We start from the raw sequence: 24,365 nt of genomic DNA, 5'->3' as shown, positions 1-24,365 counted from the left end.
GCCGCAGCTACCCATAAAAGCCCCCGCGCCAGGCGTGCGCGGGGGAAGAGGGAGGCAGCAAGTTGTGCCCGGCGACTGCGTAGGGCCGGGCGGGGGCACGCGAGCCGCTAGTTTTCGGGGAGGGTCTCGGCGCGCGGATCGGCAGCAAGCTGGGGACGCTCGCGGGACACCTTGGACTTGGCGTCCGCTCCCTTTGGCGCGGTGACCGGGGTCGACTGCATCGCGCTCTGCTGCGTGTCGCTCTTCACGTCGAGGTCGGCGAGCGTATCGGCACTTTTCCAGCCACAGGCCGCGGCGCTGGTCGCACCAAGGGCCACGATGGCGGTGGCGGCGATCAGGCTTTTCATCGTGCACCTCCCAAGCGTTTGACGGGGAAGTCCCTCGGGCGCTTTCGAGCCCGAAGTCACAGTGTGCCCGATTTCGCCGACCGAGTCACGCCTCACGTGTAAGGAGCTAAGGGCGTTCGCGTCAGATGGCGGCATGCCGTGCGGACGGTTTAGTCCTCCGTCTCGATCGTCAGCTTGCCGAGCGCGTGCCAGCCGATATCCCGACGGCAGAAGCCGCCCGGCCAGTCGATCTGGTCGATCGCGGTATAGGCGCGCTGGCGTGCCTCCTCGATCGATCCGCCGAGCGCGGTCATGGTCAGTACGCGCCCCCCGTTGGAGCGGACCGTTCCGTCGCCATCGGCCTTGGTGCCGGCGTGGAAGGCGATCACGTCGTCGAGTTCCTTGAGTGCCTCCAACCCGCCGATCGCCTCGCCCTTTTCGTAGCTGCCGGGATAGCCGCGCGCGGCCAGCACGACGGAGACGGCCGTTTCGGCGAACCAGCGCATGTCGAAGCTGTCCAGCACGCCGTCGCATGCCGCCAGAAGTGCCGGCAACAGGTCCGACATCAGGCGCATCATCAGCACCTGGCATTCGGGGTCGCCGAAGCGCACGTTGTATTCCAGCACCTTCGGCCCGTCCGGCGTCATCATCAGCCCGGCGTAGAGCAGCCCCTTGAAGGGCCGTCCCTCAGCCTTCATCGCGTCGACGGTCGGCTGCAGGATGGTGCTTTGGATCACCTCGGCGGTCGCCTCATCGACCAGCGGGGTTGGGGAGTAGGCGCCCATGCCGCCGGTGTTGGGGCCCGTGTCGCCGTCGTAGGCGGCCTTGTGATCCTGCGCGCACGGCAGCATCAGCGCGGTGTCGCCGTCGACCAGGGCGAACGCGCTGACTTCCTGGCCGGTCAAGCATTCCTCGACGATCACGCTGTCGCCGGCCGCGCCGAAGCGTTTGTCGACCAACGCTTCCTCGATCGCGCGCTCGGCTTCGGCGTGGCTCTGGCAGACGGTCACGCCCTTGCCGGCGGCCAGCCCATCGGCTTTGACCACGATCGGCAGCGGTTGGCTGGCGACGTAGGCCTTGGCCTCGGCGGGGTCGGTGAAGCGCTGGAAGGCGGCGGTCGGGATACCGTGCTGGTCACAGAGGTACTTGGCGAACGCCTTGGAGCCCTCCAGCTCGGCGGCGGCCTTGGATGGCCCGAAGGCCCGGATGCCAGCGGCCTCCAGCGCGTCGACCAGGCCCGCGACCAAGGGCGCTTCCGGTCCGACGACGACCAGGTCGACCGCCTTGTCGCTCGCGGCCTTGACCAGGGCGTCGACGTCGTCCGCGGCGATCTCCAGGCAGGTCGCTTCCTCCGCGATGCCGGCGTTGCCAGGGGCGCAGTACAGTTCGTCGCAAAGCGGCGAGGCGGCGAGCGCCCAACACAGCGCGTGCTCGCGGCCGCCGCCGCCGACAACCAGAATCTTCATGACCTATCTCGTTCTCTCATCTCGTGCGTCCGATTTCGGGCGCGGGCGGAGTTGGCCCGTGCACACGCCGGTTTTGTCAAACGCAGGCCGTCTAGCATAGAAATGATCCCATGACAGACCCGCGCGCCCGTTCCCAAGCCATGCCGTTCGAGTCCGACGCCGACCCGCGTGGCGACAACCAGCCGATCTTTACCGTCACCGAGCTCGGCCAGGCGGTGAAGAAAACGGTCGAAGGCGCGTTCGAGCGGGTGCGCGTGCGCGGCGAGATTTCGCGGCCCAGTTTTCCGGCGAGCGGCCACGTCTACTTCCGGCTGAAGGACGAGAACGCGGTGCTCGACGCCGTCTGTTTCCGCGGCATGAAGCAGAAGCTCGCGATGCTGCCGGAGGACGGGTTGGAGGTGATCGCCTCCGGTCGGCTGACCACCTACGCTGGCAAGTCGAGCTACCAGATCATCGTCGACTCGCTGGAGATGGCGGGCGAGGGCGCGCTGCTCAAGCTGCTGGAGGAGCGCAAGAAAAAGCTCGCCGCCGAAGGGCTGTTCGCCGAGGAACGCAAGCGCCCGCTGCCCTACCTGCCGGGCGTCGTCGGCGTCATTACCTCGCCCACGGGCTCGGTCATCCGGGATATTCTGCACCGTCTGGCCGATCGCTTCCCGCGTCACGTGCTGGTCTGGCCGGTGTCGGTACAGGGCGAGGCGTGCGCGCCGCAGGTCACCGCCGCGATCCAGGGCTTCAACGCGCTGACGAAGGATGGGCCCGTGCCGCGGCCGGACGTGCTGATCGTGGCGCGTGGCGGCGGCAGCCTGGAAGACCTCTGGGGCTTTAACGAGGAAGCCGTGGTGCGCGCCGCGGCGGCCTCCGAGATCCCGCTGATCTCCGCGGTCGGGCACGAGACCGATACGACCCTGATCGACTTCGCCGCCGACCGGCGTGCGCCCACGCCGACGGCCGCGGCGGAGATCGCGGTGCCGGTGAAGAGCGAGTTGGTGAACCTGGTCGCCGATTTCGAGCGGCGGCTGATCGGGGCGGCGACGCGTAGCCTAGAGAACCGGCGCACCCACCTCGAAGGGCTGGCCCGTGGCCTGCCCGATCCCAAGCGCAAGCTGGAAGAATCCTGGCAGTCCCTGGACGACCTGTCCGCGCGCCTGGACGGGTCGGGCGACCGGTTCCTGCGCCAGCGCCGGGAGAGCGCGGACAACCTGGGCCTGCGCCTGCCCACGCCGACCCAGCGGATCGCCCAGGTACGCGAACGCCTCGACAATCTGGGCGAGCGCGTCGCGACCGCCGGCCGTCGCCGGATCGAGCGTGTCCGCGACCGTTTCGACGGCCTGGACGCTGACCGGCGGTTGGCGCAGGCGACCGACCTCACCGTCCGCGACGCACGCCAGCGGGCGGAGGAACTGGGGCGGCTGCTGGAAGGCTACAGCTATCAGGCGACGCTGCAGCGCGGCTTCGCCGTGGTCTATGCCGATGGTCAGGTCGCCACCCGCGCCCACGAAATCTCGGCCGGCCAGCACTTGGACATCACCTTCGCCGATGCCCGCGTCGCGGCTGTGGCGGGGCCGGGCGACGGCCCCGCGCCCTCGTCACCGGCGGAGACCTCCACGCCAAATCAGACTCAACCGGTTAAGAAAACCGCCAAACCGCGCGGCAAGCCGACGGAGAGCAAGCCGGGCGGCGACGGGCAGGGGTCGCTCTTGTAGGCGCTAGCGTGCGCCAACAGTGGGGGGCACATCGCGGTCGTCCGCGTGAGGCGGTAGCGCTCCATCCCACAGCGGCTGCATGCGAGCGCGTGTATGATGACCAGTCAGGGCGCCAAGAGCGGCCGTTGCAGCGGGGCGGCCGGCTCATCTCCCTTACTGTGGCTCGACATGCTGGGCGAGCCCTTCAGCGATCTCGGCAGGGGTCTGCTTGAACTTGAAGTTCGTGATGTACTCACCGTCCGGCCCCATCAGGAAGATGTAGGAGGAATGGGCCATCAGGTAGTCGGCGTCGCTACGGTCCGCGGCGGCCTCGCTGTCGTAATACTGCTCGGGGGAGACCTTCTCGTAGTAGACGCGGTAGGCGTCGGCTGCCGTTTTGACCTGCTGTTCGCTGCCCGTAAGCCCGACCATGCGCGGATGGAAGTTCTCGACGTAGTTCCGCATCACCTCGACCGTGTCGCGCTGCGGATCGATGGTGATGAAGATCGGGACGACACGTTTCGCTTTCGCCGGCGCGGTCTCCGCCAGCCGGTCCAGTGCCCGACTCATGTCCATTAACGAGCTCGGGCAGACATCGGGGCAGTAGGTGTAGCCGAAATAGATCAGGCGATAGCGGCCGTCGAAGTCCTCGGGCGTTACCGTCTCGCCCGCGGTGTTGACCAGTTCAAACGGCCCGCCGATCGCGGCCGATCCTGAAGCGCTCCGCTCTTGGTCGGAGCCGGGCGCGAGTGTCCATGCGGCGACAGCCGCGGCGAGGACGGCGGCCACGGCGACCGCGACCAACAAGCTTCGGCGCAACGTAGACATTCTGACCTTCTTCAAGAGTTGGCTGGCTTCAAGACTTAACCTAGCCCCGAGCTATCGCGTCGGCGGTTTGCCTCCAAGCCCTGCGTCATGCCAGCGCATCGGGATGTTTCAGTCGTCGGCCCGGATTGGCACTGCCTGCGACGGCCGGCCCATCACCGTCAGGCCGGCTGCCACGACCAGGAGCGGAACCAGGATTGCGGCGTTCAACACGATCCAGCCGAAATGGTCGTAAAGCCAGCCGGCGCCCAGCGCCGAGACCGCGATCGTGGCGAATAGGACCGTGTCGTTGACGCCTTGTGCGATGGCCGCCTCTTCCTGTGTGTAGCTGCGCACAAGCAGCGCGGTCGCGCTGACGAACAGGAAGTTCCAGCCGACCCCCAGCAGCACGAGCGCGCCCAAGAAATGCGGCAGCGTGATCCCGGTAGCATTGATGGCCGCACTGCCGGTCATCAAAGCCACCCCGGCGCCCATGACCAGGCGTGCGCCCAACCGGCGAATCAGGTCGCCCGTGAAGAAGGATGGGGCATGCATGGCGAACACGTGCCACTGGATAACGAACGCCGCCGCCGCGAAGGGCAGGTGGCAGTCCAGAATCGCAACCGGTGTCACCGTCATCACCAGGTTCATCGCCGCGTACGCCACCGCCGCCGCGGCCATTGCGAGCGCGAACGCGGGCCGGCGAAGCAGCCGGCGGGCCTGGCTCCAGCTAGCCCGCCTTCCGGGGACCGCTGCTTGCGGAAGCTCCAGGGTTTGTACGACCACCAGGCCGAGCCCCGCGAGCCCGGACACCGCCAGCCAGCTGCCGGCAAAGGTCACCGGTGCGAACAGGTCCTTCGACCAAGCCGCGAGCTGCGGGCCCGCCAGGGCGGCCAGAACGCCGCCCGCCAGAACGAGACCGAGCGCGCGGTCCCGGTCGACCGATCGCACCGTGTCCGCGGTCTCCGCCGCCGCGAAGCGGTGGTGGAAGGAATGGCCGACGTACAGGCCGATCAGAACGGATGCCAGACAGTACAGTGCGAAGTCGGCCGTCAGAACCGCTTCGCAGCCGGCCAGCCCGCCCGCGACTCCGGCGCCGTGGCCCAACGAAAACCCCAGCCGGCGCCCGAACCGCTGCATGCTGCGGGCGATCGGGACGGCGGCCAGGGTCATCGTCAGGTATTGCAATCCCAGCGGCAGGGTCGCGAGCCCTGCGTCGGGTGCCAGCTGGCGCCCGACCAACGCGGTCACCGTGACCACGAGCGCCGAGGCACTCATCGCCAGACCCTGGCACAAGGACAGGGTCGCGACGTTCGACCATACGCGGGCTGGGCTGGTCATGCCGGTGGCGATGCGCGACCCGAGTCAGGCATCCGGTACGATGCCGCAGTACATGCGCAGGCCGCCGTGATGTTCGTGGTCCTGGGTGTCGCCATGACCGTGGTCCGACGGCCTGCCGCCGCCATTCAGGACTGATGCCCCTGGCAGCCGTGGCCCGTAGCGATCAGGTTCGGCGTGAATCATGATGCTGCGGCCCCGAACGTCCTCCAGGTTCAACCTTGGGGCCAGGACTGGGATCGTCGAGGTGCCGTTGTCCTCAACGTACAAGTTGGGCATGTCGCCGCGCGCCCCGTTCCGATACGGCCCGTCATAGCGGCCCGTCTCGTCCGGGTCGAAGTGCCCGCCGGCCGCCGCACCCGGACGCAGCTCGCCGTCGCGTTCTGTCGAACCACAGTCCCCTTGCGTGTGCAGGTGCATCGCGTGCGGGCCCGGTTGCAGGCCTTGCAGCAGCGGGACCGCAAGCAGACCACCGGGATGCGCGCGCAAGGCCAGTGTGCCGATCCGGGCCTGTTGGCCGTCGGCCGTGATCTGGTGCATCGGCACCAGGACCTGCTGGCGCACGGCCTTTGGCGTCGTACCCGTCTGAACGACCGGCACGGTGAGCGTCTGGTCGGGCAACTGGGCGAACTGCAAGGTCAATTCCAAGGTGTCGCCGACCTCGAGACCGCCGGCGCCGATGAGCATCACGTGATACCCACCGGGGCGCAGGGCGGTGTGGCCGTGTGCCGGGATTCGGAGGCGATCCACCGGCGCCATCCGCATCACGCCGTCCTCCATCGAGGAGCGGTGCAGTTCCACACGCTTGGCGGACGCACTCGCCGCGCCTGTCAGTTCGGCGTCTCCCTCTCCGATATTGTAAAGGGTCATGAACGCTCCGCCGTTCTTCGCCGCGCCGATCGGTGCGGTGGCCCAGGCGTCGCCAATGTGAACGGTTGGTTCGGATGGGTGCGCGGTGGCAGAGGCCGCAACACCGACGATTGAGGTCAGACCAAGCGCTGCGGCAAGGATCCTGCGCATTCTCATTGGCTCCCGGAGTTCATATGATGGCGGCGAGAGGAGTGGTCAGCTCTGCGCGTTTGGCAAGGGTATGCGTAGATTTAGCATATGCTTATATGCCCGACAGCTTCAGGGCAATGTCCACTTCGGGCCAAGACCGTGCTGCACGTGCCGCACGGCGCGCTCACCCCCTTACTGAAACTGCCTGGCGAACCCCTCCTGCACCATGAATTCGATGGTCGCGCGTGTGCGTCGCGGGATGTGGTGGCTCTTTAGGTAGACGGCGTTGATATCAACGATGGGGGTGCGGACCCGCTCAAGAACCCGGACCAATTGCCCGCTCGTAAGATCCGGTGCGACGGCGTAATCCGGACAGAAGGCGATACCCTCGCCAGCGACGGCCAGGTTGCGTGCAGCGCGGGCGCTGTTGACCCGAATCTGCCCGCTCACTTTGACCCATTGCGGCGTTTCGTTCTCGAACAAGGGCCACTTGGAGTCCTCCAGCATGTTGCTGTCGCGGATGCAGTGATGGGACGTTAGGTCGGCCGGCGTCTCGGGTGCGCCGTGTTGTTCCAGGTAGCGCGGGGAAGCGACCAGCAGCACCTCGCTCCGGCCGAGCCTTCGCGCGATCAGGGAGGAATTCCCCAGTTCCCCGATGCGGATCGCCAGATCGATACCTTCCGAGGCAAGGTCGATATGCCTATCCGAAAGACGCAGGTCGACCTTCAGGTCTGGATGCACGCGTTGTAGCCGCAGTAGCATTGGCTGCACGTACATTTCACCGAACGTCACCGGTGCCGCGAGCCGTAGCGTACCGGTAAGGCCGGCCCCTTCTTCGCGGAGATCAGCCGTCATTTCGTCGAGCGCATCCAGCCAGGCGGGGGCGCGCGCGATCAGGAGTTCGCCTGCCGTTGTCATGCCCAGACGGCGGGTCGTGCGTTGAAAGAGTTGAACACCAAGACGCCGCTCGAGTTCGCCGATGTATTTGGATGCGAGCTTGTTCGATATCGCCAGACGGCGTGCGGCGCCGGCGAACGATCCCGTCTCGGCCGCAGCGACGAACACTCTCAGCCCATCGACCAGATCCATCTTAGTCTCATCATTAAGAACGTAGCATAGATAATGTTAGAATATATTCGCCATTTTGTTGGTCAGCTGCAAGCTCAATATTTCGGGTGCCAAACGACCATATCTCGCTCCCTCCCCTTCCAGGAGGTCGCGATGGTCGAGTTGAACGCGTCCACGATAGCCGATCTCAGCAGGGCCGCTTCGCCTCGAGCCAGCGCGACTACCGCCGCTGTGCTGCGGGGTGAAGGTGGCCTTGTCGAGAGCATGGGCTGAGCGCATAGGAGGAGGAGAGCATGATCAAAGATACGGCTGCCGGGTACGGCCTTATCTCAAAAGCCTTCCATTGGGGGATGGCGCTGCTGATCGGCTGGCAAATTCTGAAGTTCGGCGACCGCATCGCCGAAGGCGAGCACTGGGTCGGGCAGGTTCTTGTCCCCTGGCATGTGTCCATCGGGGTTCTGTTGCTTGCGCTGATCGTATTGCGGACCTTCTGGACGATCAGCCAGCGCCGGAACCGCCCACCGCAGAACGGGACCACTGGCATTTTCGCCACGGCTGGGCACGGATTGCTCTACGTGTTGCTGATTCTGCAGCCCATTACCGGCATCCTCGTGATGCTTGGAGGTGGCTACGGACTGGATGCCTTCGGTGTGCAGTTGATTGCCGAGGGCGATAAAATCGGGTGGGCAGCGAGCCTGGGCAGCTTGCACTCCCCGTTGGCCTGGGGCCTGAGCGCCCTTGTCGTCGGACATATCACGATGGCGCTGGTTCACCAGTTCGTCGTGCGAGACGGGACCCTCAAGCGGATGGCCTGATGGGCGCGCTCTAACGTGTCCGGGATTCTCAATGCGACCGGCCAGTGGGGTGCGGAGCCTGTGTTCAACAACTCCGTTCCCCATGTCGGTTCACATGCCGGCAACTGATCTGATGGCGCGCGATGGGGTTTCTGTGAGCCGGGTCCGCCGCGTGCGCGGTGGGGGTCTAAGCGGCGTGTTCGCGGTCGTGGACTTCGCGGCGCTTCTTGCCGATGGCGCCGAAGCCGATCATCAGGCGACGCAGGATGAAGAGCCGGTCGATGAACAGCTTGCCGTTCAGGTGGTCGAGTTCGTGCTGCAGGCACACGGCATCCATGCCTTCCAGGTCCTGCGTAAACGGCGTGCCGTCGCGGTCCTGGGCCTCGACCCGAATGCGCATGGCGCGCATCACGTTGCCCTTGACCCCGGGGACCGAGCGGCAGCTCTCCTCGACAAAGCCGAGACCGCGGCGCGAGACGATCTCGGGGTTGATGTAGACCTGCGGTGCCTCGGGGTTTTCGGGCGTGATCACGGCGATGCGCTGGCGGATGTCCAGTTGGGTCGCGCTCAGCCCGATCAGCGATTCCTCGCGCATCGTCTGGCACAGCGTGTCGACAAGGCGCCCAAGCTCGGCATCGAAGGTCTCAACCGGGGCCGCGGCGATGCGCAAGCGGTAGTCGGGATATTCCAGGATCGACAGCGCGGCCATCGGGATCCTCCTATCGGGGCGAGTCGCCCACACCCTCGGTTGTGTGCGCCATCGACACGCCGGCGGGCGTCGGGTCGCCGGTGGCGGTCGTCGCCGACTCGCCCGGGGTCGAAAGCCGGCGCAATAGCGGCAGCGTCGCGATGACCGTGACCAGCAGCAGCGCGATCTCGAAGGCGTAGACCGCCATGTAGCCCGCCGCCGCGTTGGCCACGCCCAGCACCGGCGCCGCCCCGCTGGCAAGCAACTGCACCCCGTCGCGCAGGAGGCCGCTCATGGCCATCGCGCTGCCGGCGGCGGTCGCCTGCACCGCGCCCCAGGCGCCGAGCGCCAGGCCGGCCTGATCCTTGGGTGCTTGGTTCATCGTGACGGTCAGGGTGCCGTGCCAGAACAGCGCCCCGCCGAAGCCGATCAGGAAGTTGCCGATCAGGAAGATACTGGTCAGATCCAGCGGCGCGGACAGCATCACCAGGATGAACGCCGAGATGCCCAGCAGCGCGCCCAGGTGGGCCACCCGGTAGGCGTGGCCGCCGCGGGCCAGCCGGAACCAGGCGAACGCGAAACCGACCAGCCCGCCAAAGGCGAACAGCGCCGTCAGCTTGGTCGTCGTGGAGACGCTCAGTCCCAGCACCTCGCCGCCGTAGGGCTCCAGAACGACATCGGCCATGCCGAAGCCGATCGTCCCCAGCCCGACGATGACCAGCCGCCGGACCGCGTCGCGGCCCTGGCAAAAGCGTTGCCAGCATTCCCGGAAGCTCGGGTCCTGCTGGGCCGGTTGCGCACCGCGCGGCGGGTTGCGCGGCTCCTGCTTCCACAGGGCGATGAAGTTCAGCGCAGCGGTCAACACGGCCGCGCCCTGGATTACCTGCACCAGACGTCCGGGGCTGAAGTCGGCCAGCAGCACTCCGAACACAAGCGCGCTCAACATCATGCCGAACAGCAGCATGACGTACATCAGCCCGACCACCTTCGGGTGGGATTCCGATGGGGTCAGATCGGTCGCGAGGGCCAGTCCGACGGTCTGGACCATGTGCGCGCCCGCTCCGACCAGCAGAAAGGCGAGTGCGGCTGCGATCTCTCCGACCCAGGCGGGCAGATGGCTGGACTCGCCCATGCCCGCGAGCACCAGCAGCGCGAACGGCATGATCGCAAAGCCGCCGAATTGCAGTAGGGTCCCGCGGTAGATGAACGGGACGCGCCGCCACCCAAGTTCGCAGCGGTGGGAGTCCGACCGGAACCCGATCAGGGCCCGGAAAGGCGCGGCCAAGAGCGGTAGGGCCACCATGACCGCGACCAGGGAAGTCGGCACGCCCAGCTCAACGATCATCACGCGGTTCAAGGTGCCGACCAGCAGCACCAGGGCCATGCCGACCGACACCTGAAACAGCGACAGCCTGAGCAGACGCGCCCAGGGCAAGTCCGGCAGCGCCACGTCCGCATAGGGCAGGAACCGCGGTCCCAGCGAAAGCCAGTAGGTCGTCAGCTTCCGTGTCAGATGGGGGAGGCGGGGCATGCGAGACTCACGTTCCTGGGCATCGGGCGCAGGTCAAAAACGACCGGTGGCGCCGGCGGGCGTGCGTGCCCGCCGGACGGCCGATCCGTTCACTACGCTGCGTCGCGCTTCTTTTGCGTCAGCACCGGCAGGCCCAGGACCGCGGACAACGGCGCCGGTGACTTGGATAGCAGCGGCAAGCCGAAACTCGATGTCCACTCCGACTTGCGCGACAGCAGCGTCTTCATGCCGAGCTTCGAGGACAGCCATGCCGGATTGTCGATACGCAGCGGCAAGCCCATGCTGGATTCCCAGTTCGTCTTGCGCTCCGACAAGGTCTTGAGACCAAACGCCCCGGAGAACGGCGCGGGTTTATTGGTGAGCAGCCCGCCTCCGAACAAATGGCGGAAACTCGCCAGCCCCGTCTCCGACGAGATGGTGAAGAAGCGCCGCTTGGTGAGCATCGGGATCCCGAATGCCTCGGACGTCAGGCGCGTCTCTTCCAGGCCGGAGTACGATTCCGGGAGAATTTCGTCTTCTACGGGATCGCAAGCATCCAGGATCCGGACAGCCGGGCGGGCGCGACCGTAGGTCGCGTAGACGCTGACGACGTGTCGGCCCTGCGCGAGCGCTCGCTCGACCGGCCCCTGGCTGGATTGGGGCAGATGGCCGGCGGCGATTTCTTCACCCACGCGCTTGGACGGGTCCGACTCGCCCTCGGCGCTTGGTTGAAAGTGATGAATGTTGGCCGCGTCAAAGCCGTCGGCCTTGAGCTCCTTCACGGCTTTTTCGGCGTTCTTTGCGTTTGCGTAAAAGCGCACGATTGGTGTCATGTCACGCCCCCGTATGAGCGTCTGGCCTTCGGCGGAAAATTTCCCGCCGGCACAGGCGAGGGCAGCCCCCGCCCGCGCCGACGAGACCGGTTGATCCGTGGAATAACCGAGTTAGCCGCCCCAGTAGGCCGGGAACCAATCGGTGTTCGCCAGGATCGATCCGTGGACGATGAGCGCGATCAACGTCACGGCCCCAAGGAGGAGCGGCAGCCCCACCGTGGGTTTCACAACACACCAGATACGTCCCTGGTTCATCTTAACCTCCTAAAGTCTCGCTGGTTAGCCGCCCCATGGGGTGAAGGCATACGCCAGCAGGTGGGCGAACAGCGCGATCACGAAGAACACCCGTGCGCCGTCGATCACGTGCTTGTGGAGCTCCTCGGACTCTTTGATCGTCAGTCCGGTCGGCCACACGCGATCAGGATCGTCGATGTCATTTGCCATGGAAATTCGCTCCTTGGTTCGTCGAAGACCGTGTCAGTCTTCACTGTCGGGTCTTCCCTGCCACGGCGCCGAGGCCCGCTGAGGGGCTGTGGCCACCGATCACACCTCAAGATATAAATCCTCCCGCAATTAATCGTCAATCTGAATTGACGGTAGTGAGTGTCAGGATAAATTGACGCACCGTGCAGGAATGCACTTGGAACCAAGAACTATTCGCGCGGCAAATATAAAGATTTGAAGTGCGAAGGTAGGCCGGACGCAGAGCAGCAGAGCCCGCTCCACCGCTTTGCAGGGGGCGTTGACACAGGGTCGGTGGCGCTGGGGTGGCTTCGGTTCAGCCCTGTGGTCCGTTAGGCGCGATACATCCGCTTCTCGAACCGGCGGTGCTGCCATAGCCATTCGCCTGGCCGGGCCGATATCCAGGCTTCCAGGCGGGCATTGCAGGCATCGACCAGGTGGCGGGTGCAGGTTTCGCGGTCGCTGTCCTGTGGGGGATGCAGCGGGGACTCGACGTTCACCTGGAACCGCGCGGGGCCGAGGCGTTCGATCCTCACCGGATACATCGGGACCTGCCGGCGCACCGCCATCAGCGCCGCGCCCGAGGGGCTCTTCGCCGGATGGCCGAACAGGGTCGCGTCGATCCCGTCGGACAAACGCTGATCGAGCAGCACGGCCAGCAGGGCCTTGTCCCGCATGGCCCCCATCATCCGCCGGCTGGCCTCGCGCCCCTTGTTGACCCGCTCGCCGCCGGCGATCGCACGGCAGCCCTCGATCAGCCGGGCGACGTAGGGGTTGTTCGGATCCCGTACGATCGCCACGGACCGGGGCGCCAGTTGCGCGGCGGCGCAGCCCAGCACCTCCCAGTTGGCGAAATGCCCGGACCAGCAGATCAGGGCCTGCCGCCCCTCGATCGCCGGGCGCAACTGCTCTTCCCCCGCGTACAGAACCCGGTCGTTGGCAGGGTCCATGATCCTGTCCAGATGGGCATATTCCGCGGCCGTGCGGCCCAGATTATCCCAGCACGCGCGCACGATCTCCTCGACCCGTGTCCTGCCTATTTCAGGGAAGGCGAGGCGAATGTTGGCGCGCGCGGTGCGGCTCACGGCCAAGCGCGGGCCGAGGCTGCGGCCCAGCCAGCCGCCCAGGTTGGAGGCGCGCTCGGGCCCCAGTGCGCGCATGCCACGCAGCCACAGCCAAGTGGCGCCCGCTTCCGTGAGCCAGCGCAGCGTTTTCAGCGCGCCGGGCCGCTTGCCAGGGCCACGATGATCCGAGGTACGGGGCAAGCTCCGCGCCGTGTTCGCGCTCATGCCGGCCCCGTGTGCGGTACTGCCTGCCCCAAAAGCTGGTCAATGGCCGCATCACCCTGCCAATTGAGTGTGATCGGCACCACCTCCACCCGCGCCTGCGCCCAGGCGGGCAGGCGGACCACGTCCTTTTCGGTGGTAACGGGGGTCAGGCCGCCCCGCTTGGCCATCTCCAGCACCCCGGTGATCTCGCTCGGCCGGTAGCGGTGATGGTCAGCGAAGCTTCGCGTCTCCACGACCTCGCTCCCCAGCGCGCGCAGCGTGTCGTAAAACTTCTCCGGCCGCCCGATACCGCAGAAGGCGATCACGCGGGTGCCGGCCAGGCGGTTGCGGGTGATCGGGTCGACCTCGGTCTCTGCGTGAGCAACCGGCAGGCCGGCTGGAAGCTGGTGGAGGACATTGGTGCGGTCCGCACCGGTGATGACGCAGGCGTGCACACTTGCAAGCGTCCGGTCGAGTCGGGCGCGCAGCGGGCCAGCGGGAATCACCCGGCCGTTGCCGAAGCCCCGCGCGCCATCGACCACCAGCACGTTCAGGTCGCGCTGCAAGGTCGGGTTCTGCAAGCCGTCGTCCATCAGAATCGCCTGCGCGCCTTCTGCGACCGCGGCCCGGGCACCGGCGGCCCGGTCGCGGGCCACCCAGGTGGGCGCGGCGCGGGCGAGCAGCAGCGGCTCGTCGCCCACTTGGGCGGCGGTGTCGGACATCGGGTTCACGGCGTGTGGCCCCGTTTCGCGGCCCTTGTAGCCGCGGGTCAGGAGGTGCACGAGCACGCCGCGGATCTGCAGCCGGCGGGCCAGGTCGATCACCACCGGCGTCTTACCGGTCCCGCCGGAGGTGGCGTTGCCCACGCAGATCACCGGCACGCCGCAGTCGACCGGTTCGATGCCGGCCGCGCGCCGCTGGCCAAGCACATCGTAGAGCGCGCCCAGCGGGCTCAGCAGCCGGGCCGTCACGCCGTCGCGGGTCCAGAAAGCAGGTTCACGCATCGCCGGGGTCCGTCCTGCTCAGCGCGCTGCCGTCGAGCCGGCGGCTGGAGACATGACGCTCAGGTCTGGCTCCCCCGTCGGCGTTTGGGCGCTTTGACCCGACAGGCGCAGCGGGGCGAGGTAGGGCTCGAGCTCCGCCAGCACGGCGTCGAGGACACCGACCTGGCCGGCCGCGACTTCGCGGGCGGCATGCGCCTGATGGCCGCGTGTTTCGGGTTCCGACAGCAGGCGGTCGACCGCCCGGGTCAGGCCGTCGACGTCACTGACCTGCCAACTGCCGCCGGGCTCGCTCAGATCTTCCGCCACTTCGGTGAAGGCACGCATGTCGGGCCCGTGCACGACCGCGCAGCCCAGGCGCGCGGGCTCGATCGGGTTGTGCCCGCCGACCCCGCTCAGCGAGCCGCCAACGAAGGCGATCGGGCACAGGCTGTAGAACAAACCGAGTTCGCCCAGCGTGTCGGCCAGGTAGACGTCGGTGTCTGCGCTCAGGCTTTGCAAGCCATCGCGGCTGCGTTGGGCCAGGCGGAGTCCCCGGCTGCGCAGCAGCTTGGCGATTTCGGGGCCGCGTTCCGGGTGGCGCGGGGCGATCACGGTGAGCAGGCCCGGATGCTTCGGGGCGAGGGCCGCATGCACTTGGGCGGCGGCGGTTTCCTCGCCGTCATGCGTGCTGGCGGCGAGCCAGCAGGTCCGGTCCTGGGTCGCCGCGCGCAGGGCCGCAAGCGCGTCGGCGTCGACCTCGAGCGGTTTGGCCGCGCATTTCAGGTTGCCGAGCGGCCGTGGATTGCGGGCGCCCAGGGCAGCCATCCGTTCCGCCTGGGTCGGGTTCTGCGCCAGGCAGAAATGGAAGCCCGCCATCAACTGCCGGATGAAGGCCGGCATCCGCCGCCAGTTGCGGAAGCTGCTTTCCGACATCCGCGCGTTCAGCAGGCCCGTTGGGGTGTCCCGCGCCTGGGTCATACCCAGCAGGTTGGGCCAGAGCTCGCTTTCGACGTAGAGCGCGAGGTCGGGGCGCCAGTGATCGAGGAAGCGACGCACCCAGGCCGCGCGGTCGATCGGGTTGTATTGGTGGATCGTCTGATTCGGCAGGCGGGTCTGCAACAGCCGGGCGGAGGTGACGGTGCCGCTCGTGACCAGGATGTTGAGCGCGGGCTCGCGCGTGCGCAGCGCTTCCACCAACGGCAGCAGCGACAGCGATTCCCCGACGCTGGCGGCATGCAGCCAGACCAGCGGGCCCGACGGGCGCGGCTGCGAGGCGATGCCGAAACGCTCGCGCAGGCGGCCTTTCTCCTCCTTCCCGCGTGTGACCCGACGCTGCAGATAGATGCGCAGCGCGGGCCCCGCGAGGAAGGTCAGGAACCGGTAGAGCGAGTAACCGGTCATGATCCAGCCGCCCGGTTCGTGGCCGTCGTCTCGGGTGCGGACGAGCTGTGCCCGTCGAGCGTATCCATGCGTTCGGGGACCGGGCCTGAAGCGGGGGAGATCGGGGCGTGGCCAAACCGGCCGTCCAACTCCCGGGTCAGACGGTTCATCTCCGCTTCCAATGCCTCCCGGCAGCGCTCCAGTGTGGGTCCATCGGCGTCGCGCGGCACCTCGATCGGGGTGCCGTAGCGGATTTCGGCGCGACCGAACGGGAGGGCCAGCATGAAGCGGTCCCAGCTGTCCAGGAACCGCACGTGCGACGCCCCGATCGACACCGGAAGGATCGGCCGGCCGGTCAGCTGCGCCAGCTTGACGGCCCCGCCGCGCGCGCGCATCCGTGGTCCTTTCGGGCCGTCCGGGGTGATGCCGAGCCATTCGCCCTGCCGGACCAGCTTGGTTGCCTGGCGCAGGGCGCTGAGGCCGCCAGTGCGCTTGTCCGCCCCGACCGTCTCGACCCGCATATGGCGGATCGCCTCCGAGATCAACGCACCGTCGCGGTGGTTGGAGATCATCATGTGGAACCGGCGCGGGCGCGGGGTCCAGGCGCGGTGCAGCAGCAACATCCGGCCGTGCCAGAAGGCGGCCACACCGCCCTTGCCGTCGGCGTCGAGGGTCCGCAGGGCGCTGTCGTCGACCGTGAAGCGCGTCGTACGCTCGACCAGCCGGACATAGAGAAAGCAAAGGAACGCCAGGATCCGCCGGGTTGCGCGTGCCTTAAGCAGCCGTTTGCTGAGCCGCATCTCGCCTCTACGCGCTTGCGGTCTTGTCGGCCGCCGTCCGGGCGACCTCGGATCCGTCGTTCGTTTCGGTGGTGGTGCCATCCTGCACCGCGTCACCTTCGCTGGCGAACTGCATGGCGTACAGGCGCGCATAGGCGCCGCCCCTTTCCAGCAGCTCGTCGTGATTGCCGCGCTCGATCACCTGCCCCTTATCAAGGACGTGGATGATCTCCGCGTCGCGCACGGTGGACAGTCGGTGGGCGATCACGATGGCGGTGCGCCCGCGCATCAGTGTCCGGAGCGCGGTCTGCACCTTGCGCTCGCTCTCGGTGTCGAGCGCGCTGGTCGCCTCGTCGAGCAACAGAATGGGTGCGTCCTTCAGCATTGCCCGGGCGATCGCGATGCGCTGGCGCTGCCCGCCGGACAAGCGCGCGCCGCGTGGACCCACACGCGTGTCGTAGCCCTGCGGCAGGGTATCGATGAAGTCGGCGGCGCCGCTCGCCTCGGCGGCCTGGAGGACCTCCCGTTCGCTCGCCTCCGGCCGGCCATAGGCGATGTTCTCGCGCACCGTGGCGTCGAACAGCATCACCTCCTGGCTGACCACGGCCAGTTGGCTGCGTAGCGATTCGACGGTGAGATCGCGCACATCCTGACCGTCGATCCGTACCGCGCCCTCTTCGACGTCGTAGAAACGCGGGATCAGGTTGAACACCGTCGACTTGCCGGCGCCCGAGGCGCCGACCAGGGCGCAAGTCTTACCCGCCGGCGCGGTGAGCGAGACGTGGTGCAGCGCCTTCTCATCCGTGTCGTCGTAGCGGAAGCTGACGTCGTCCAACGCCACTTCGCCGGCCGTGAGCTTCAGCGGCCGGGCCCCCGGCTTGTTCTGCAGCTGGGGCTCGCGGTCGATCAGGGCGAATACGCGCTGCGCGGCGGCGAGGCCGCGCTGCAGTTGGTTGTTCAGCTTGGCCAGGCGCTTTAATGGTTCGTAGGCCAGGAGCAAGGCGGTGATGAACGCGAAGAAGGCGCCGGCCTGCTTTTCGCCGGAAATCACCTGATTGCCGCCGTAGATCAGCACCGCGACAATCGCGAGACCGCCCAGAACCTCCATCACCGGCGTCAGGATATTCTGCGTTCGCGCGGCCTTCAGCATCAGTTTGAAGACGCGGCCGATCGAGGCTTCCGCGCGCTCGGTCTCGCGCTGTTCCATGCCGTAGGCCTTGACCGAGCGCATGCCCTGGAAGGCCTCGTCCAGGGTGGTCGTCAGGTCGCCCAGGTTCTCCTGGGTGCGCCCGGAGACCTTGCGCATCTTCTTGCCGACGCTGGCGATCGGCAGCACGGCGGTGGGAAAAGCGATGAACGCGATGGTCGCCAGGAGCCAGTCTTCGTAGAACATCACCCCGACCAGGGCGACCAGGGTCAGGGCATGCTTGCCAAGCCCGGTCAGCGTTTCGGCCACCGAGTTACGCATCGTCTGCACGTCGTTGACGAAGCGTGAAACCAGATGACCCGGCGAGTTGGCGTTGAAGAAGCCAAGTTCCGTGTGCATCAGCCGATGGAACATCTCGCCCTGGATGCGGGCCATGATCGCCAGGCCGATGTGACTCATCAGGACCGCCTGGCCGTAGCTGGCCAAGCCCCGGGCCAGGAACACCACCAGCGTCATCAACGCGATCGGCCACAGCATCGCCGCGTTCTTGTTGACGAAGATTTCCTGGATGATCGGCTTCATCAACTGCGTGAACGCCGCCGTCGTGCTGGCGGCGATCACCATGCAGACGATCGCGGCGACCAGCCTGCCGAGGTGCGGGCGTAGGTAGGTTCGCGCCAGCCGCTTGACCAGCGTGGCGGTGCGGTCGTCGATCTGCAGGCTTGAGAGCGAAGAGTTGGCCAAGGCGGTGCGTCGGCTGTCCGGAATTCGCGGGTGTGCGCGCGCACGATAGCACGCGCCCGCGTGGCCTGACCACGCGCCGGGCATGCCGTCGCCATCGCCGCAACGTGGAGGCGCGGCCGGCGAGCGGGCGCGGCCAGCCGCGGCGCCCGCCGTCTAGCCGATGGGGGCCAGATTGTCCAGGAATTGCTCGGCGCTGCGGGACCAGGAATAGTCCAGCGCGAAGTTCCGGCAGCGCTCGCTGGGGATCTCCGATGCCGCCCGCGCCGCGTGTCCCAGATCCTCGTCCAGAACGCCGATGTCGTGACCGTTGATCACGTCGTTCGGCCCCGGCACCGGATAGGCCGCCACGGGCAGGCCGCTGGCCAGCGCCTCCAGCATGACCAGACCGTAGGTGTCGGTCCGGCTGGGGAAGACGAAGACGTCCGCGCCGGCGTAGTGATGCGCCAACTCCTCACCGTGCTTGGCGCCGGTGAAGGTAACCTCCGGATGGCGCTGGCGCAGTGTCTCCAGCATCGGTCCGTCGCCGACCACCGCCTTGCTGCCCGGCAGGTCCAGGCTCAGGAAGTCGCGCACGTTCTTTTCCACCGCCACGCGGCCGACGTAGAGGAAGACCGGCCGGGTCAGATGGTCGAATGCGCTCTTGTCGCCCGGCCGGAACAACTGGGTGTCGACCCCGCGCGACCACATCCGCAGGTTCCGAATGCCACGGTCCGACAGGTCGCGGTACATGGTCGGCGTGTTGACCATGACGCCGGCGGCCTTGTTGTGGAAATGCCGCAGCAGTGCGTAGCCGAGCCCGGTCGGCAGGCCGGTGCGCGCTTTCACGTACTCCGGAAACTTGGTGTGGAAGGAAGTGGTGAACGGCCAGCCGCGTTTCAGGCAGTGCTTGCGCGCGGCCCAGCCGAGCGGCGCTTCCGTGGCGATGTGCACGGCATCGGGCTGCGCGGTGTCCAGCATCTCCCGGACTTTGGCGCCGGCGAACAGCGCCAGTCGGATTTCCGGATAGGTTGGACAAGGCCAGGTGCGGAACAGGCCGGGGTGGATGACGGTGACGGTGTGGCCCTTGGCCTGGGCCTCTTCCACCATGCGCGACAGGGTACGGACGACGCCATTGACCTGCGGCGTCCAGGCATCCGTGACGAGACAGAGGTGCATGATCGCTGTTTACGCCGCCTTGGCCGGGATTTGCAGAACGCCGCCCTTGGCCTCGGCCCAGTTCAGGATTTCCATCCGGCCGTCCAGGTGTTCGACCAGCGCGGTGCAACTCTCCACCCAGTCGCCGTCGTTCAGGTAGACAATGCCCTGCATCTCGCGGTGCTCGGCGTGGTGGATATGGCCGCAAATCACGCCGTCGCAGTTCTGTCGGCGCGCTTCGTCGGCGACCGCGTGCTCGTAGTTGGCGATGAACTGGACCGCGTTCTTGACCCGGTGCTTCAGGTAGGCGGACAGCGACCAGTAGCCGAAGCCGAGCTTGCGCCGGGCGAAGTTGAACCATTCGTTGGCGGCGAGCATCAGATTGTAGGCCCAGTCGCCCAGTAGTGCGAGCCACTTGGCGTACTTCACGACGCCGTCGAACTGATCGCCGTGCAGCACCAGGTAGCGGGTGCCGTCCGCCCCGGTATGGATGGTCTCGCGCACCACCTCGACGTCGCAGAAGTGCAGGCCGGTATAGCCGCGCAACACCTCGTCGTGGTTGCCGGGAATGTAGATCACCCGTGTGCCTTTGCGCGCGCGCTTGAGGATCGTCTGGACGACCGCACCGTGGCTCTCCGGCCAGTACCAGGAGCGCTTCAGACGCCAGCCGTCGAAGATGTCGCCCACCAGGTAGATGGTCTGGGCGTCGATCGAATTGAGGAAGTCCAGAAGGAAGTCGGCCTTGCAGCCCTTCGTGCCCAAGTGCACGTCGGAGATGAAGACCGCCCGGTATCGCCGCCGCATCGGACCGATCGTGCCGTGCATCAGCTGCCACCTCTCTATGCCGGCTGGTGGTTTCGATGCTGGCGGACGCTATATGTTGCGTTTTGTGGCTTTCGGTCAGTTCGATAAAAGTCTCGTGACACGTAATTGTTGTGTCACACATGCGCCATTGCACGCATGTGTGAGGCTCGATATCAGGTCGAAATGACCGAAGCCTCTCCCCCGCCGTGGCAATTCGACGCCGCCGACGCCGCTGCGCGTGGCCTTGCGGTGCGTCCCCGCCGACTGCTGGTCTTGCACAATCCGGTTGCCGGGTGGCGGCGGATCGAACGGTTCCGCGAAACGGTCGCGCAGCTGGAACGTCATGGCTGTCCTGTCGCCGTACACGCCACCACCGGGCCGGGCGATGCGGAAGCGATCGCCGCTGGGGCCGAGGCCGCGGACGTGCTCGTCGTCGCTGGCGGCGACGGCACGATCAACGAGGCGCTCAACGGGCTGTCGCGCCGTCCATCGGGCATGCTGCCGCTTGGGGTGATCCCGCTGGGGACAGCGAACGTGTTGGCCGAGGAGCTCGGGGTGCCCACCGATCCGGCTGACGTGGCACGCGCGATCGCGCACGGCCGGATCGTCACGGCCCACCTTGGGCAAGCGCACTTTGACGGGGCTAGTCGCAACTTCACGCTGATGGCGGGCGCCGGGATCGACGCCCAGGCGGTCGCCCGGGTACGCACGCCGGTCAAGCGCAGGTTCGGCAAGGGGGCTTATGTACTGGCCGGGCTGGAGGCCGCGGCCGCTTACCGCTACCCGACCCTGCGTGTGCAGGCGGACGGGACCTGGTACGACTGCGCGCAGGTGGTCGTGTGCAAGGGACACTTCTACGCCGGACGTTACGTGCTGGCGCCGGATGTCCGACCCTGGCTGCCGGAACTGCACGTGGTGTTGTTCGAGCGCTTTGGGAGCGTCAACGCCGCGCGCTATGCGTTCGGCATGCAGTTCGACCGGCTGGCGAAGATGCCGGACGTCCGTGTGGTCAAAGCGACTACGGTGACGATCGACGGACCGACCGGCGATCCGATCCAGGGGGACGGCGACCTGTTGGGGGCATTGCCGGTCAAGATCGACCTGTTGCCCGAGGCCGCGCGGTTCGTAATCGGCGACCCGCCGTAGCCCGGGCCGTTACAGCAGGTCTTATTCGCCGGCCAAAGTCATGCCGTCGACGCGCAGGTGCGGGACGTCGATGCCGTAGCGGAACTCCAGGTCGCTGGCGGGCGTCATGTTCAGGAACATCTCTTTGAGATTCCCGGCGACCGTCACCTCCGAGACCGGATAGGCGATCTGCCCGTTCTCAATCCAGAAGCCGGCGGCGCCGCGGGAGTAGTCGCCGGTCACCTGATTGACGCCCATGCCCATCATTTCGGTGACGTAGAACCCTTCCTCGACATCGGCGAACAGAGCCTCGGCATCGGTCTTGCCCGGCTCCAGCCACATGTTCGACGGCGACGGTCCGGGCGGGGCGCTGGTGCCGCGGCTGGCGTGGCCGGTCGGCGCGAGGCCCAACTGCCGGGCGGAAGAGAGCGACAGGAACCAGGTGGTCAGGACGCCGTCCTCGATCACCACGTTGCGCCTGCGCGGCAGGCCTTCGGCATCGAACGGCGCGGACTTCAGGCCGCGGTGGACGTGCGGGTCCTCGATCACGTTCAGGCCGGGGGCGAAGATCTGCTCGCCCATCCTGTCCTTCAGGAACGATGTACCGCGTGCCACCGCCGGACCGCTGATCGCGCCGGCCAAACTGCGCAGCAGGCCGTTGCCCACGCGTGGATGGAAGATCACCGGATAGCGTCCGGTCTTGGCCCGTCGCGGGTTCAAGCGGCGGACCGTGTTCTGTCCGGCGCGCGTGCCCACGGTCGCCGGGTCTTCCAGATCGTTGCCGTAGACCGCGCGATGGAAAGCGTAGTCGCGCTCCATCGCCGTGCCGTCGCCCGCCAGCACCGCGCAGCCGACGGAATGCGAGGAGACGGCGTACCCGCCGCGGAAGCCGTTGGACGCGGCAAGCGCGATGCGCGCCTGGCTCCACCCGGCCTCGGCCCCTTCGGAGTTGGAGATGCCCTCAACCGCCCGTGCGGCTTTTTCGCACGCCCGCGCGCGCTCGATCAGGGTGTCGGCGCTGGGTTCCTCGGGATCGCAGCTGTCCAGCTTGGGCCAGTCAGTGGCCAATTGGTCCGGCGAGGCGAGCCCGCAATAGGGATCTTCCGGGACGTTGTTCGCCATTGCGAGCGCCCGCGTCGCCAACTCGTCGAGGGCTTGCGGCGAGAGGTCCGAGGACGACACGCAGGCCTGACGCTTGCCCACGAACACGCGCAGGCCGAGGTCCTGCTCCTCGCTGCGCTCCAGCTGCTCGACGTTGCCCAGCCGCTGGGCATGCGAGACAGCGGTGGAATCGACGAACACCGCGTCGGCGGCATCGGCGCCGGCCTTGCGCGCCCGGGTCAGCAGGTCGTCCAGCACGTCCAGATGGGCCGGGTCGTGGCTGTCGCGTGGGCTCATGGCAGGCGGGCTCCGGGATCGATTGCAGGCAAGGGTGGCCGCGGCAGGCGCCGCACCTATCCTATATAGGTGGTCCGCCCCGGTCAGGACCAGGGATGGTTACAGGATGAAGGCTTCGGCCAGCAGCAGCAGCGCGCCGACGGCGTAGACCAGCAGGGTCAGCAGCATGCCGACCTGCCGACCCAGGGACACGCCGGAACTGCGCCACAGCCCGATCGCGTGCGCTACCCGGCCGATCACCAGCGCCAGGCCCAGGGTGTGCAAGACCCAAAGCGGGGCGGCCAGCAGCTCCAGCACCAGGATCAACAGTAAGCCGCCCGGCAGGTACTCCGCCGCGTTGGCGTGCGCGCGAATCGCACGGTCCAGATCGTCGTGGCCGCCACTGTGGATGCCAACCTGATGCTTCCAGCGCAGGGCCATCACCCGGCCGGCCAGAACCAGCAGCCAAAGCAGCGAGAGTGCGGTGTAGAAAGCGGTGAGATGGACGGGAATCTGCATGGTCATGCCCGGTGATATAACTTCGACCGGGTGTTGCGCAAAGCGGGAGATCACCGCACGGCACGGATAGGTGCCGTGCGGTGACGTCGGCCCTGTTCGCTTACGCCTGCTTGGGGCCGTTGCCGAGGTTGGCGTTGGACAGCGCCACGCCGCCCAGCACCGCCGCGGTGCCAAAAGCGAACGGCCAGCCAGGCTCGCTCGCGCCGATCGCGATCAGCAATGCCGAGGCGACCAGCGGCACCGCATAGGCCAGCAACCCGACCGACCGCGCCGGGCCGCGCCGGACGCCGTAGGCCCAGGCGACGAACGCCAAACCGTAGGGCCCGACCCCGATCGCCGCGCTGATCGTCAGGGCGTGGGCGGGCAGGGGCCACAAGGTTGCCTCCAGCCCGAGGTGCAGCAGCAGTGCCGCCAAGGCGCCGAGCAGGAACACCCGCGGCCAGGCGCCAGGGCCCAGCGTGCGGCCATGGCGCAGCAACAGCGAGTAGCCGACCCAGCAAACCCCGCTGGCCAGGCCCAGCGCGTAGCCGAGCAACGTATCCAAGCCGACTCCGTGGGGTCCCGCGTCGCTCAGCACCAGCGCCCCGCAACCGGTGAACGCGACCGCGCCGCCCGCCAGCACGACACTGCGTACCCGTCCGCGGGTCAGGATCTCGCTCGCGGAGACGAACATCAGCGGCCAGGTATAGGTGACCAGTGTCACCTGCGCCCCCGGGGCCAGGTCGAGTGCCAGGAAATAGAAGGCGATCGCCCCTACCAGCGAAATCGCCAGCCCGCTTAGCCGCATCCAAGGGAGCCGTATGCCGGTGCTGTCCGGTCGGCCTTCAACCAGCCGGTCGCGCCAGAACTCCACGAGTGCTGCGCAAGTGAGCGCGATCGCTGTCATCTGCAGCGGTGGAACGGATGTGGCCTGGTTGCGCAGGAGCGGCATGCAGCCCCACAACACGACGGCGAACAGCGCCGCCAGGAACGCCGTTTTCTCGTTGCGGTTAAACTGGACTGGCGCGCGCGCATAAAGCCGGCGCATGGCTGCCTCCCACACCCTTGATGGCTGATCTTCATCCGATCAGGTAATCCGAAAGCGAGGATCACACGAACGCATCGTTTTGATGTGTTGGATCAAAAACTGTGATGG

Annotated in this window: 24 protein-coding genes; 3 read left to right on the top strand and 21 right to left on the bottom strand. The window is 67.2% G+C overall.

Annotation, left to right across the window (positions count from 1 at the left end):
• Window positions 1-107 precede the first annotated feature (107 nt).
• Window positions 108-347, bottom strand: coding sequence for a hypothetical protein (locus tag RHOSA_RS0117100; RefSeq protein ID WP_027289639.1), 240 nt, complete (start codon window positions 345-347; stop codon window positions 108-110).
• 149 nt (window positions 348-496) lie between these two features.
• On the bottom strand, window positions 497-1,792 hold the full coding sequence (gene purD / locus RHOSA_RS0117095; RefSeq protein ID WP_027289638.1) for a phosphoribosylamine--glycine ligase: 1,296 nt from the start codon (window positions 1,790-1,792) through the stop codon (window positions 497-499).
• Between the two features lie 140 nt (window positions 1,793-1,932).
• Here purD and xseA point away from each other — a divergent pair, with 140 nt between their 5' ends.
• On the top strand, window positions 1,933-3,495 hold the full coding sequence (gene xseA, locus RHOSA_RS0117090; RefSeq protein ID WP_027289637.1) for an exodeoxyribonuclease VII large subunit: 1,563 nt from the start codon (window positions 1,933-1,935) through the stop codon (window positions 3,493-3,495).
• A gap of 153 nt (window positions 3,496-3,648) precedes the next feature.
• On the opposite strand, the gene RHOSA_RS0117085 is transcribed toward xseA, so the two are convergent.
• The 4 genes from RHOSA_RS0117085 to RHOSA_RS0117070 form a co-directional block, all read right to left on the bottom strand.
• A complete protein-coding gene (locus tag RHOSA_RS0117085) occupies window positions 3,649-4,302 on the bottom strand; it encodes an SCO family protein (RefSeq protein ID WP_037256562.1) in 654 nt (217 codons plus the stop codon).
• 108 nt (window positions 4,303-4,410) lie between these two features.
• Window positions 4,411-5,619 carry an MFS transporter gene (locus RHOSA_RS0117080; RefSeq protein ID WP_027289635.1) on the bottom strand — a complete coding sequence of 403 codons (1,209 nt, stop codon included), beginning with the start codon at window positions 5,617-5,619 and terminating at the stop codon, window positions 4,411-4,413.
• 24 nt (window positions 5,620-5,643) lie between these two features.
• Window positions 5,644-6,636 (bottom strand): copper chaperone PCu(A)C domain-containing protein, encoded by a 993-nt coding sequence (locus RHOSA_RS24455; protein WP_051432259.1) that lies wholly within the window; start codon window positions 6,634-6,636, stop codon window positions 5,644-5,646.
• Window positions 6,637-6,807: 171 nt separating this feature from the next.
• Window positions 6,808-7,704 carry a LysR family transcriptional regulator gene (locus tag RHOSA_RS0117070; protein ID WP_027289634.1) on the bottom strand — a complete coding sequence of 299 codons (897 nt, stop codon included), beginning with the start codon at window positions 7,702-7,704 and terminating at the stop codon, window positions 6,808-6,810.
• A gap of 272 nt (window positions 7,705-7,976) precedes the next feature.
• Between RHOSA_RS0117070 and RHOSA_RS0117060 the strand changes: the two genes are divergently transcribed.
• On the top strand, window positions 7,977-8,498 hold the full coding sequence (locus RHOSA_RS0117060; RefSeq protein WP_027289632.1) for a cytochrome b: 522 nt from the start codon (window positions 7,977-7,979) through the stop codon (window positions 8,496-8,498).
• A gap of 166 nt (window positions 8,499-8,664) precedes the next feature.
• Here the strand turns inward: RHOSA_RS0117060 and def are convergent, their stop codons facing one another.
• The 12 genes from def to RHOSA_RS23190 all read right to left on the bottom strand — a co-directional run bounded on the left by def (window position 8,665) and on the right by RHOSA_RS23190 (window position 20,230).
• On the bottom strand, window positions 8,665-9,186 hold the full coding sequence (gene def, locus RHOSA_RS0117055; protein WP_027289631.1) for a peptide deformylase: 522 nt from the start codon (window positions 9,184-9,186) through the stop codon (window positions 8,665-8,667).
• 10 nt (window positions 9,187-9,196) lie between these two features.
• Complete coding sequence (locus tag RHOSA_RS23210; RefSeq protein WP_081728797.1) at window positions 9,197-10,696, bottom strand: PucC family protein; 1,500 nt, start codon at window positions 10,694-10,696, stop codon at window positions 9,197-9,199.
• 92 nt (window positions 10,697-10,788) lie between these two features.
• Window positions 10,789-11,508, bottom strand: coding sequence for a hypothetical protein (locus tag RHOSA_RS0117045; RefSeq protein ID WP_027289630.1), 720 nt, complete (start codon window positions 11,506-11,508; stop codon window positions 10,789-10,791).
• A gap of 111 nt (window positions 11,509-11,619) precedes the next feature.
• Window positions 11,620-11,763 (bottom strand): light-harvesting protein, encoded by a 144-nt coding sequence (locus RHOSA_RS23205; protein WP_037258868.1) that lies wholly within the window; start codon window positions 11,761-11,763, stop codon window positions 11,620-11,622.
• Window positions 11,764-11,787: 24 nt separating this feature from the next.
• Window positions 11,788-11,952, bottom strand: a complete 165-nt coding sequence (gene pufB / locus RHOSA_RS0117035; protein ID WP_027289629.1) for a light-harvesting antenna LH1, beta subunit — start codon at window positions 11,950-11,952, stop codon at window positions 11,788-11,790.
• 350 nt (window positions 11,953-12,302) lie between these two features.
• Complete coding sequence (locus RHOSA_RS0117030) at window positions 12,303-13,259, bottom strand: LpxL/LpxP family acyltransferase (RefSeq protein WP_051432258.1); 957 nt, start codon at window positions 13,257-13,259, stop codon at window positions 12,303-12,305.
• Window positions 13,256-14,242, bottom strand: a complete 987-nt coding sequence (lpxK, locus tag RHOSA_RS0117025) for a tetraacyldisaccharide 4'-kinase (protein ID WP_027289627.1) — start codon at window positions 14,240-14,242, stop codon at window positions 13,256-13,258. Before lpxK ends, RHOSA_RS0117030 begins: the two co-directional genes overlap by 4 nt.
• A gap of 18 nt (window positions 14,243-14,260) precedes the next feature.
• Window positions 14,261-15,622 (bottom strand): 3-deoxy-D-manno-octulosonic acid transferase, encoded by a 1,362-nt coding sequence (locus RHOSA_RS23200; protein ID WP_081728796.1) that lies wholly within the window; start codon window positions 15,620-15,622, stop codon window positions 14,261-14,263.
• Entirely contained in the window at window positions 15,619-16,401 is a 783-nt protein-coding gene (locus RHOSA_RS23195) for a lysophospholipid acyltransferase family protein (RefSeq protein ID WP_051432257.1), read from the bottom strand. Before RHOSA_RS23195 ends, RHOSA_RS23200 begins: the two co-directional genes overlap by 4 nt.
• A gap of 7 nt (window positions 16,402-16,408) precedes the next feature.
• On the bottom strand, window positions 16,409-18,271 hold the full coding sequence (locus RHOSA_RS0117010) for an ABC transporter ATP-binding protein (protein WP_051432256.1): 1,863 nt from the start codon (window positions 18,269-18,271) through the stop codon (window positions 16,409-16,411).
• A gap of 153 nt (window positions 18,272-18,424) precedes the next feature.
• On the bottom strand, window positions 18,425-19,426 hold the full coding sequence (locus tag RHOSA_RS0117005; protein ID WP_027289625.1) for a glycosyltransferase family 4 protein: 1,002 nt from the start codon (window positions 19,424-19,426) through the stop codon (window positions 18,425-18,427).
• Window positions 19,427-19,435: 9 nt separating this feature from the next.
• A complete protein-coding gene (locus RHOSA_RS23190) occupies window positions 19,436-20,230 on the bottom strand; it encodes a UDP-2,3-diacylglucosamine diphosphatase (RefSeq protein WP_051432255.1) in 795 nt (264 codons plus the stop codon).
• A 162-nt stretch (window positions 20,231-20,392) separates the two neighbouring features.
• Here RHOSA_RS23190 and RHOSA_RS23185 point away from each other — a divergent pair, with 162 nt between their 5' ends.
• Window positions 20,393-21,355, top strand: a complete 963-nt coding sequence (locus RHOSA_RS23185; RefSeq protein WP_051432254.1) for a diacylglycerol/lipid kinase family protein — start codon at window positions 20,393-20,395, stop codon at window positions 21,353-21,355.
• Between the two features lie 21 nt (window positions 21,356-21,376).
• Here the strand turns inward: RHOSA_RS23185 and RHOSA_RS0116990 are convergent, their stop codons facing one another.
• From RHOSA_RS0116990 to RHOSA_RS24450, 3 genes are all read right to left on the bottom strand, one after another.
• Window positions 21,377-22,732, bottom strand: a complete 1,356-nt coding sequence (locus RHOSA_RS0116990; protein WP_027289624.1) for a TldD/PmbA family protein — start codon at window positions 22,730-22,732, stop codon at window positions 21,377-21,379.
• A gap of 99 nt (window positions 22,733-22,831) precedes the next feature.
• On the bottom strand, window positions 22,832-23,230 hold the full coding sequence (locus RHOSA_RS0116985) for an MAPEG family protein (protein ID WP_027289623.1): 399 nt from the start codon (window positions 23,228-23,230) through the stop codon (window positions 22,832-22,834).
• A gap of 100 nt (window positions 23,231-23,330) precedes the next feature.
• On the bottom strand, window positions 23,331-24,257 hold the full coding sequence (locus tag RHOSA_RS24450; RefSeq protein WP_027289622.1) for a DMT family transporter: 927 nt from the start codon (window positions 24,255-24,257) through the stop codon (window positions 23,331-23,333).
• Between the last annotated feature and the right edge of the window lie 108 nt (window positions 24,258-24,365).

This window comes from Rhodovibrio salinarum DSM 9154 (assembly GCF_000515255.1).
GTDB lineage: Bacteria > Pseudomonadota > Alphaproteobacteria > Kiloniellales > Rhodovibrionaceae > Rhodovibrio > Rhodovibrio salinarum.
Note: the sequence above shows the minus strand (reverse complement) of the source record. Positions and strands in the feature narration are given on the sequence as shown.

Excerpts from the sequence above, each read along its gene's own strand:
- RHOSA_RS0117100 (WP_027289639.1), bottom strand. The coding sequence starts at position 347 with ATGAAAAGCCTGATCGCCGCCACCGCCATCGTGGCCCTTGGTGCGACC.
- purD (WP_027289638.1), bottom strand. The coding sequence starts at position 1,792 with ATGAAGATTCTGGTTGTCGGCGGCGGCGGCCGCGAGCACGCGCTGTGT.
- xseA (WP_027289637.1), top strand. The coding sequence starts at position 1,933 with ATGCCGTTCGAGTCCGACGCCGACCCGCGTGGCGACAACCAGCCGATC.
- RHOSA_RS0117085 (WP_037256562.1), bottom strand. The coding sequence starts at position 4,302 with ATGTCTACGTTGCGCCGAAGCTTGTTGGTCGCGGTCGCCGTGGCCGCC.
- RHOSA_RS0117080 (WP_027289635.1), bottom strand. The coding sequence starts at position 5,619 with ATGACCAGCCCAGCCCGCGTATGGTCGAACGTCGCGACCCTGTCCTTG.
- RHOSA_RS24455 (WP_051432259.1), bottom strand. The coding sequence starts at position 6,636 with ATGCGCAGGATCCTTGCCGCAGCGCTTGGTCTGACCTCAATCGTCGGT.
- RHOSA_RS0117070 (WP_027289634.1), bottom strand. The coding sequence starts at position 7,704 with ATGGATCTGGTCGATGGGCTGAGAGTGTTCGTCGCTGCGGCCGAGACG.
- RHOSA_RS0117060 (WP_027289632.1), top strand. The coding sequence starts at position 7,977 with ATGATCAAAGATACGGCTGCCGGGTACGGCCTTATCTCAAAAGCCTTC.
- def (WP_027289631.1), bottom strand. The coding sequence starts at position 9,186 with ATGGCCGCGCTGTCGATCCTGGAATATCCCGACTACCGCTTGCGCATC.
- RHOSA_RS23210 (WP_081728797.1), bottom strand. The coding sequence starts at position 10,696 with ATGCCCCGCCTCCCCCATCTGACACGGAAGCTGACGACCTACTGGCTT.
- RHOSA_RS0117045 (WP_027289630.1), bottom strand. The coding sequence starts at position 11,508 with ATGACACCAATCGTGCGCTTTTACGCAAACGCAAAGAACGCCGAAAAA.
- RHOSA_RS23205 (WP_037258868.1), bottom strand. The coding sequence starts at position 11,763 with ATGAACCAGGGACGTATCTGGTGTGTTGTGAAACCCACGGTGGGGCTG.
- pufB (WP_027289629.1), bottom strand. The coding sequence starts at position 11,952 with ATGGCAAATGACATCGACGATCCTGATCGCGTGTGGCCGACCGGACTG.
- RHOSA_RS0117030 (WP_051432258.1), bottom strand. The coding sequence starts at position 13,259 with ATGAGCGCGAACACGGCGCGGAGCTTGCCCCGTACCTCGGATCATCGT.
- lpxK (WP_027289627.1), bottom strand. The coding sequence starts at position 14,242 with ATGCGTGAACCTGCTTTCTGGACCCGCGACGGCGTGACGGCCCGGCTG.
- RHOSA_RS23200 (WP_081728796.1), bottom strand. The coding sequence starts at position 15,622 with ATGACCGGTTACTCGCTCTACCGGTTCCTGACCTTCCTCGCGGGGCCC.
- RHOSA_RS23195 (WP_051432257.1), bottom strand. The coding sequence starts at position 16,401 with ATGCGGCTCAGCAAACGGCTGCTTAAGGCACGCGCAACCCGGCGGATC.
- RHOSA_RS0117005 (WP_027289625.1), bottom strand. The coding sequence starts at position 19,426 with ATGCACCTCTGTCTCGTCACGGATGCCTGGACGCCGCAGGTCAATGGC.
- RHOSA_RS23190 (WP_051432255.1), bottom strand. The coding sequence starts at position 20,230 with ATGCACGGCACGATCGGTCCGATGCGGCGGCGATACCGGGCGGTCTTC.
- RHOSA_RS23185 (WP_051432254.1), top strand. The coding sequence starts at position 20,393 with ATGACCGAAGCCTCTCCCCCGCCGTGGCAATTCGACGCCGCCGACGCC.
- RHOSA_RS0116990 (WP_027289624.1), bottom strand. The coding sequence starts at position 22,732 with ATGAGCCCACGCGACAGCCACGACCCGGCCCATCTGGACGTGCTGGAC.
- RHOSA_RS0116985 (WP_027289623.1), bottom strand. The coding sequence starts at position 23,230 with ATGCAGATTCCCGTCCATCTCACCGCTTTCTACACCGCACTCTCGCTG.
- RHOSA_RS24450 (WP_027289622.1), bottom strand. The coding sequence starts at position 24,257 with ATGCGCCGGCTTTATGCGCGCGCGCCAGTCCAGTTTAACCGCAACGAG.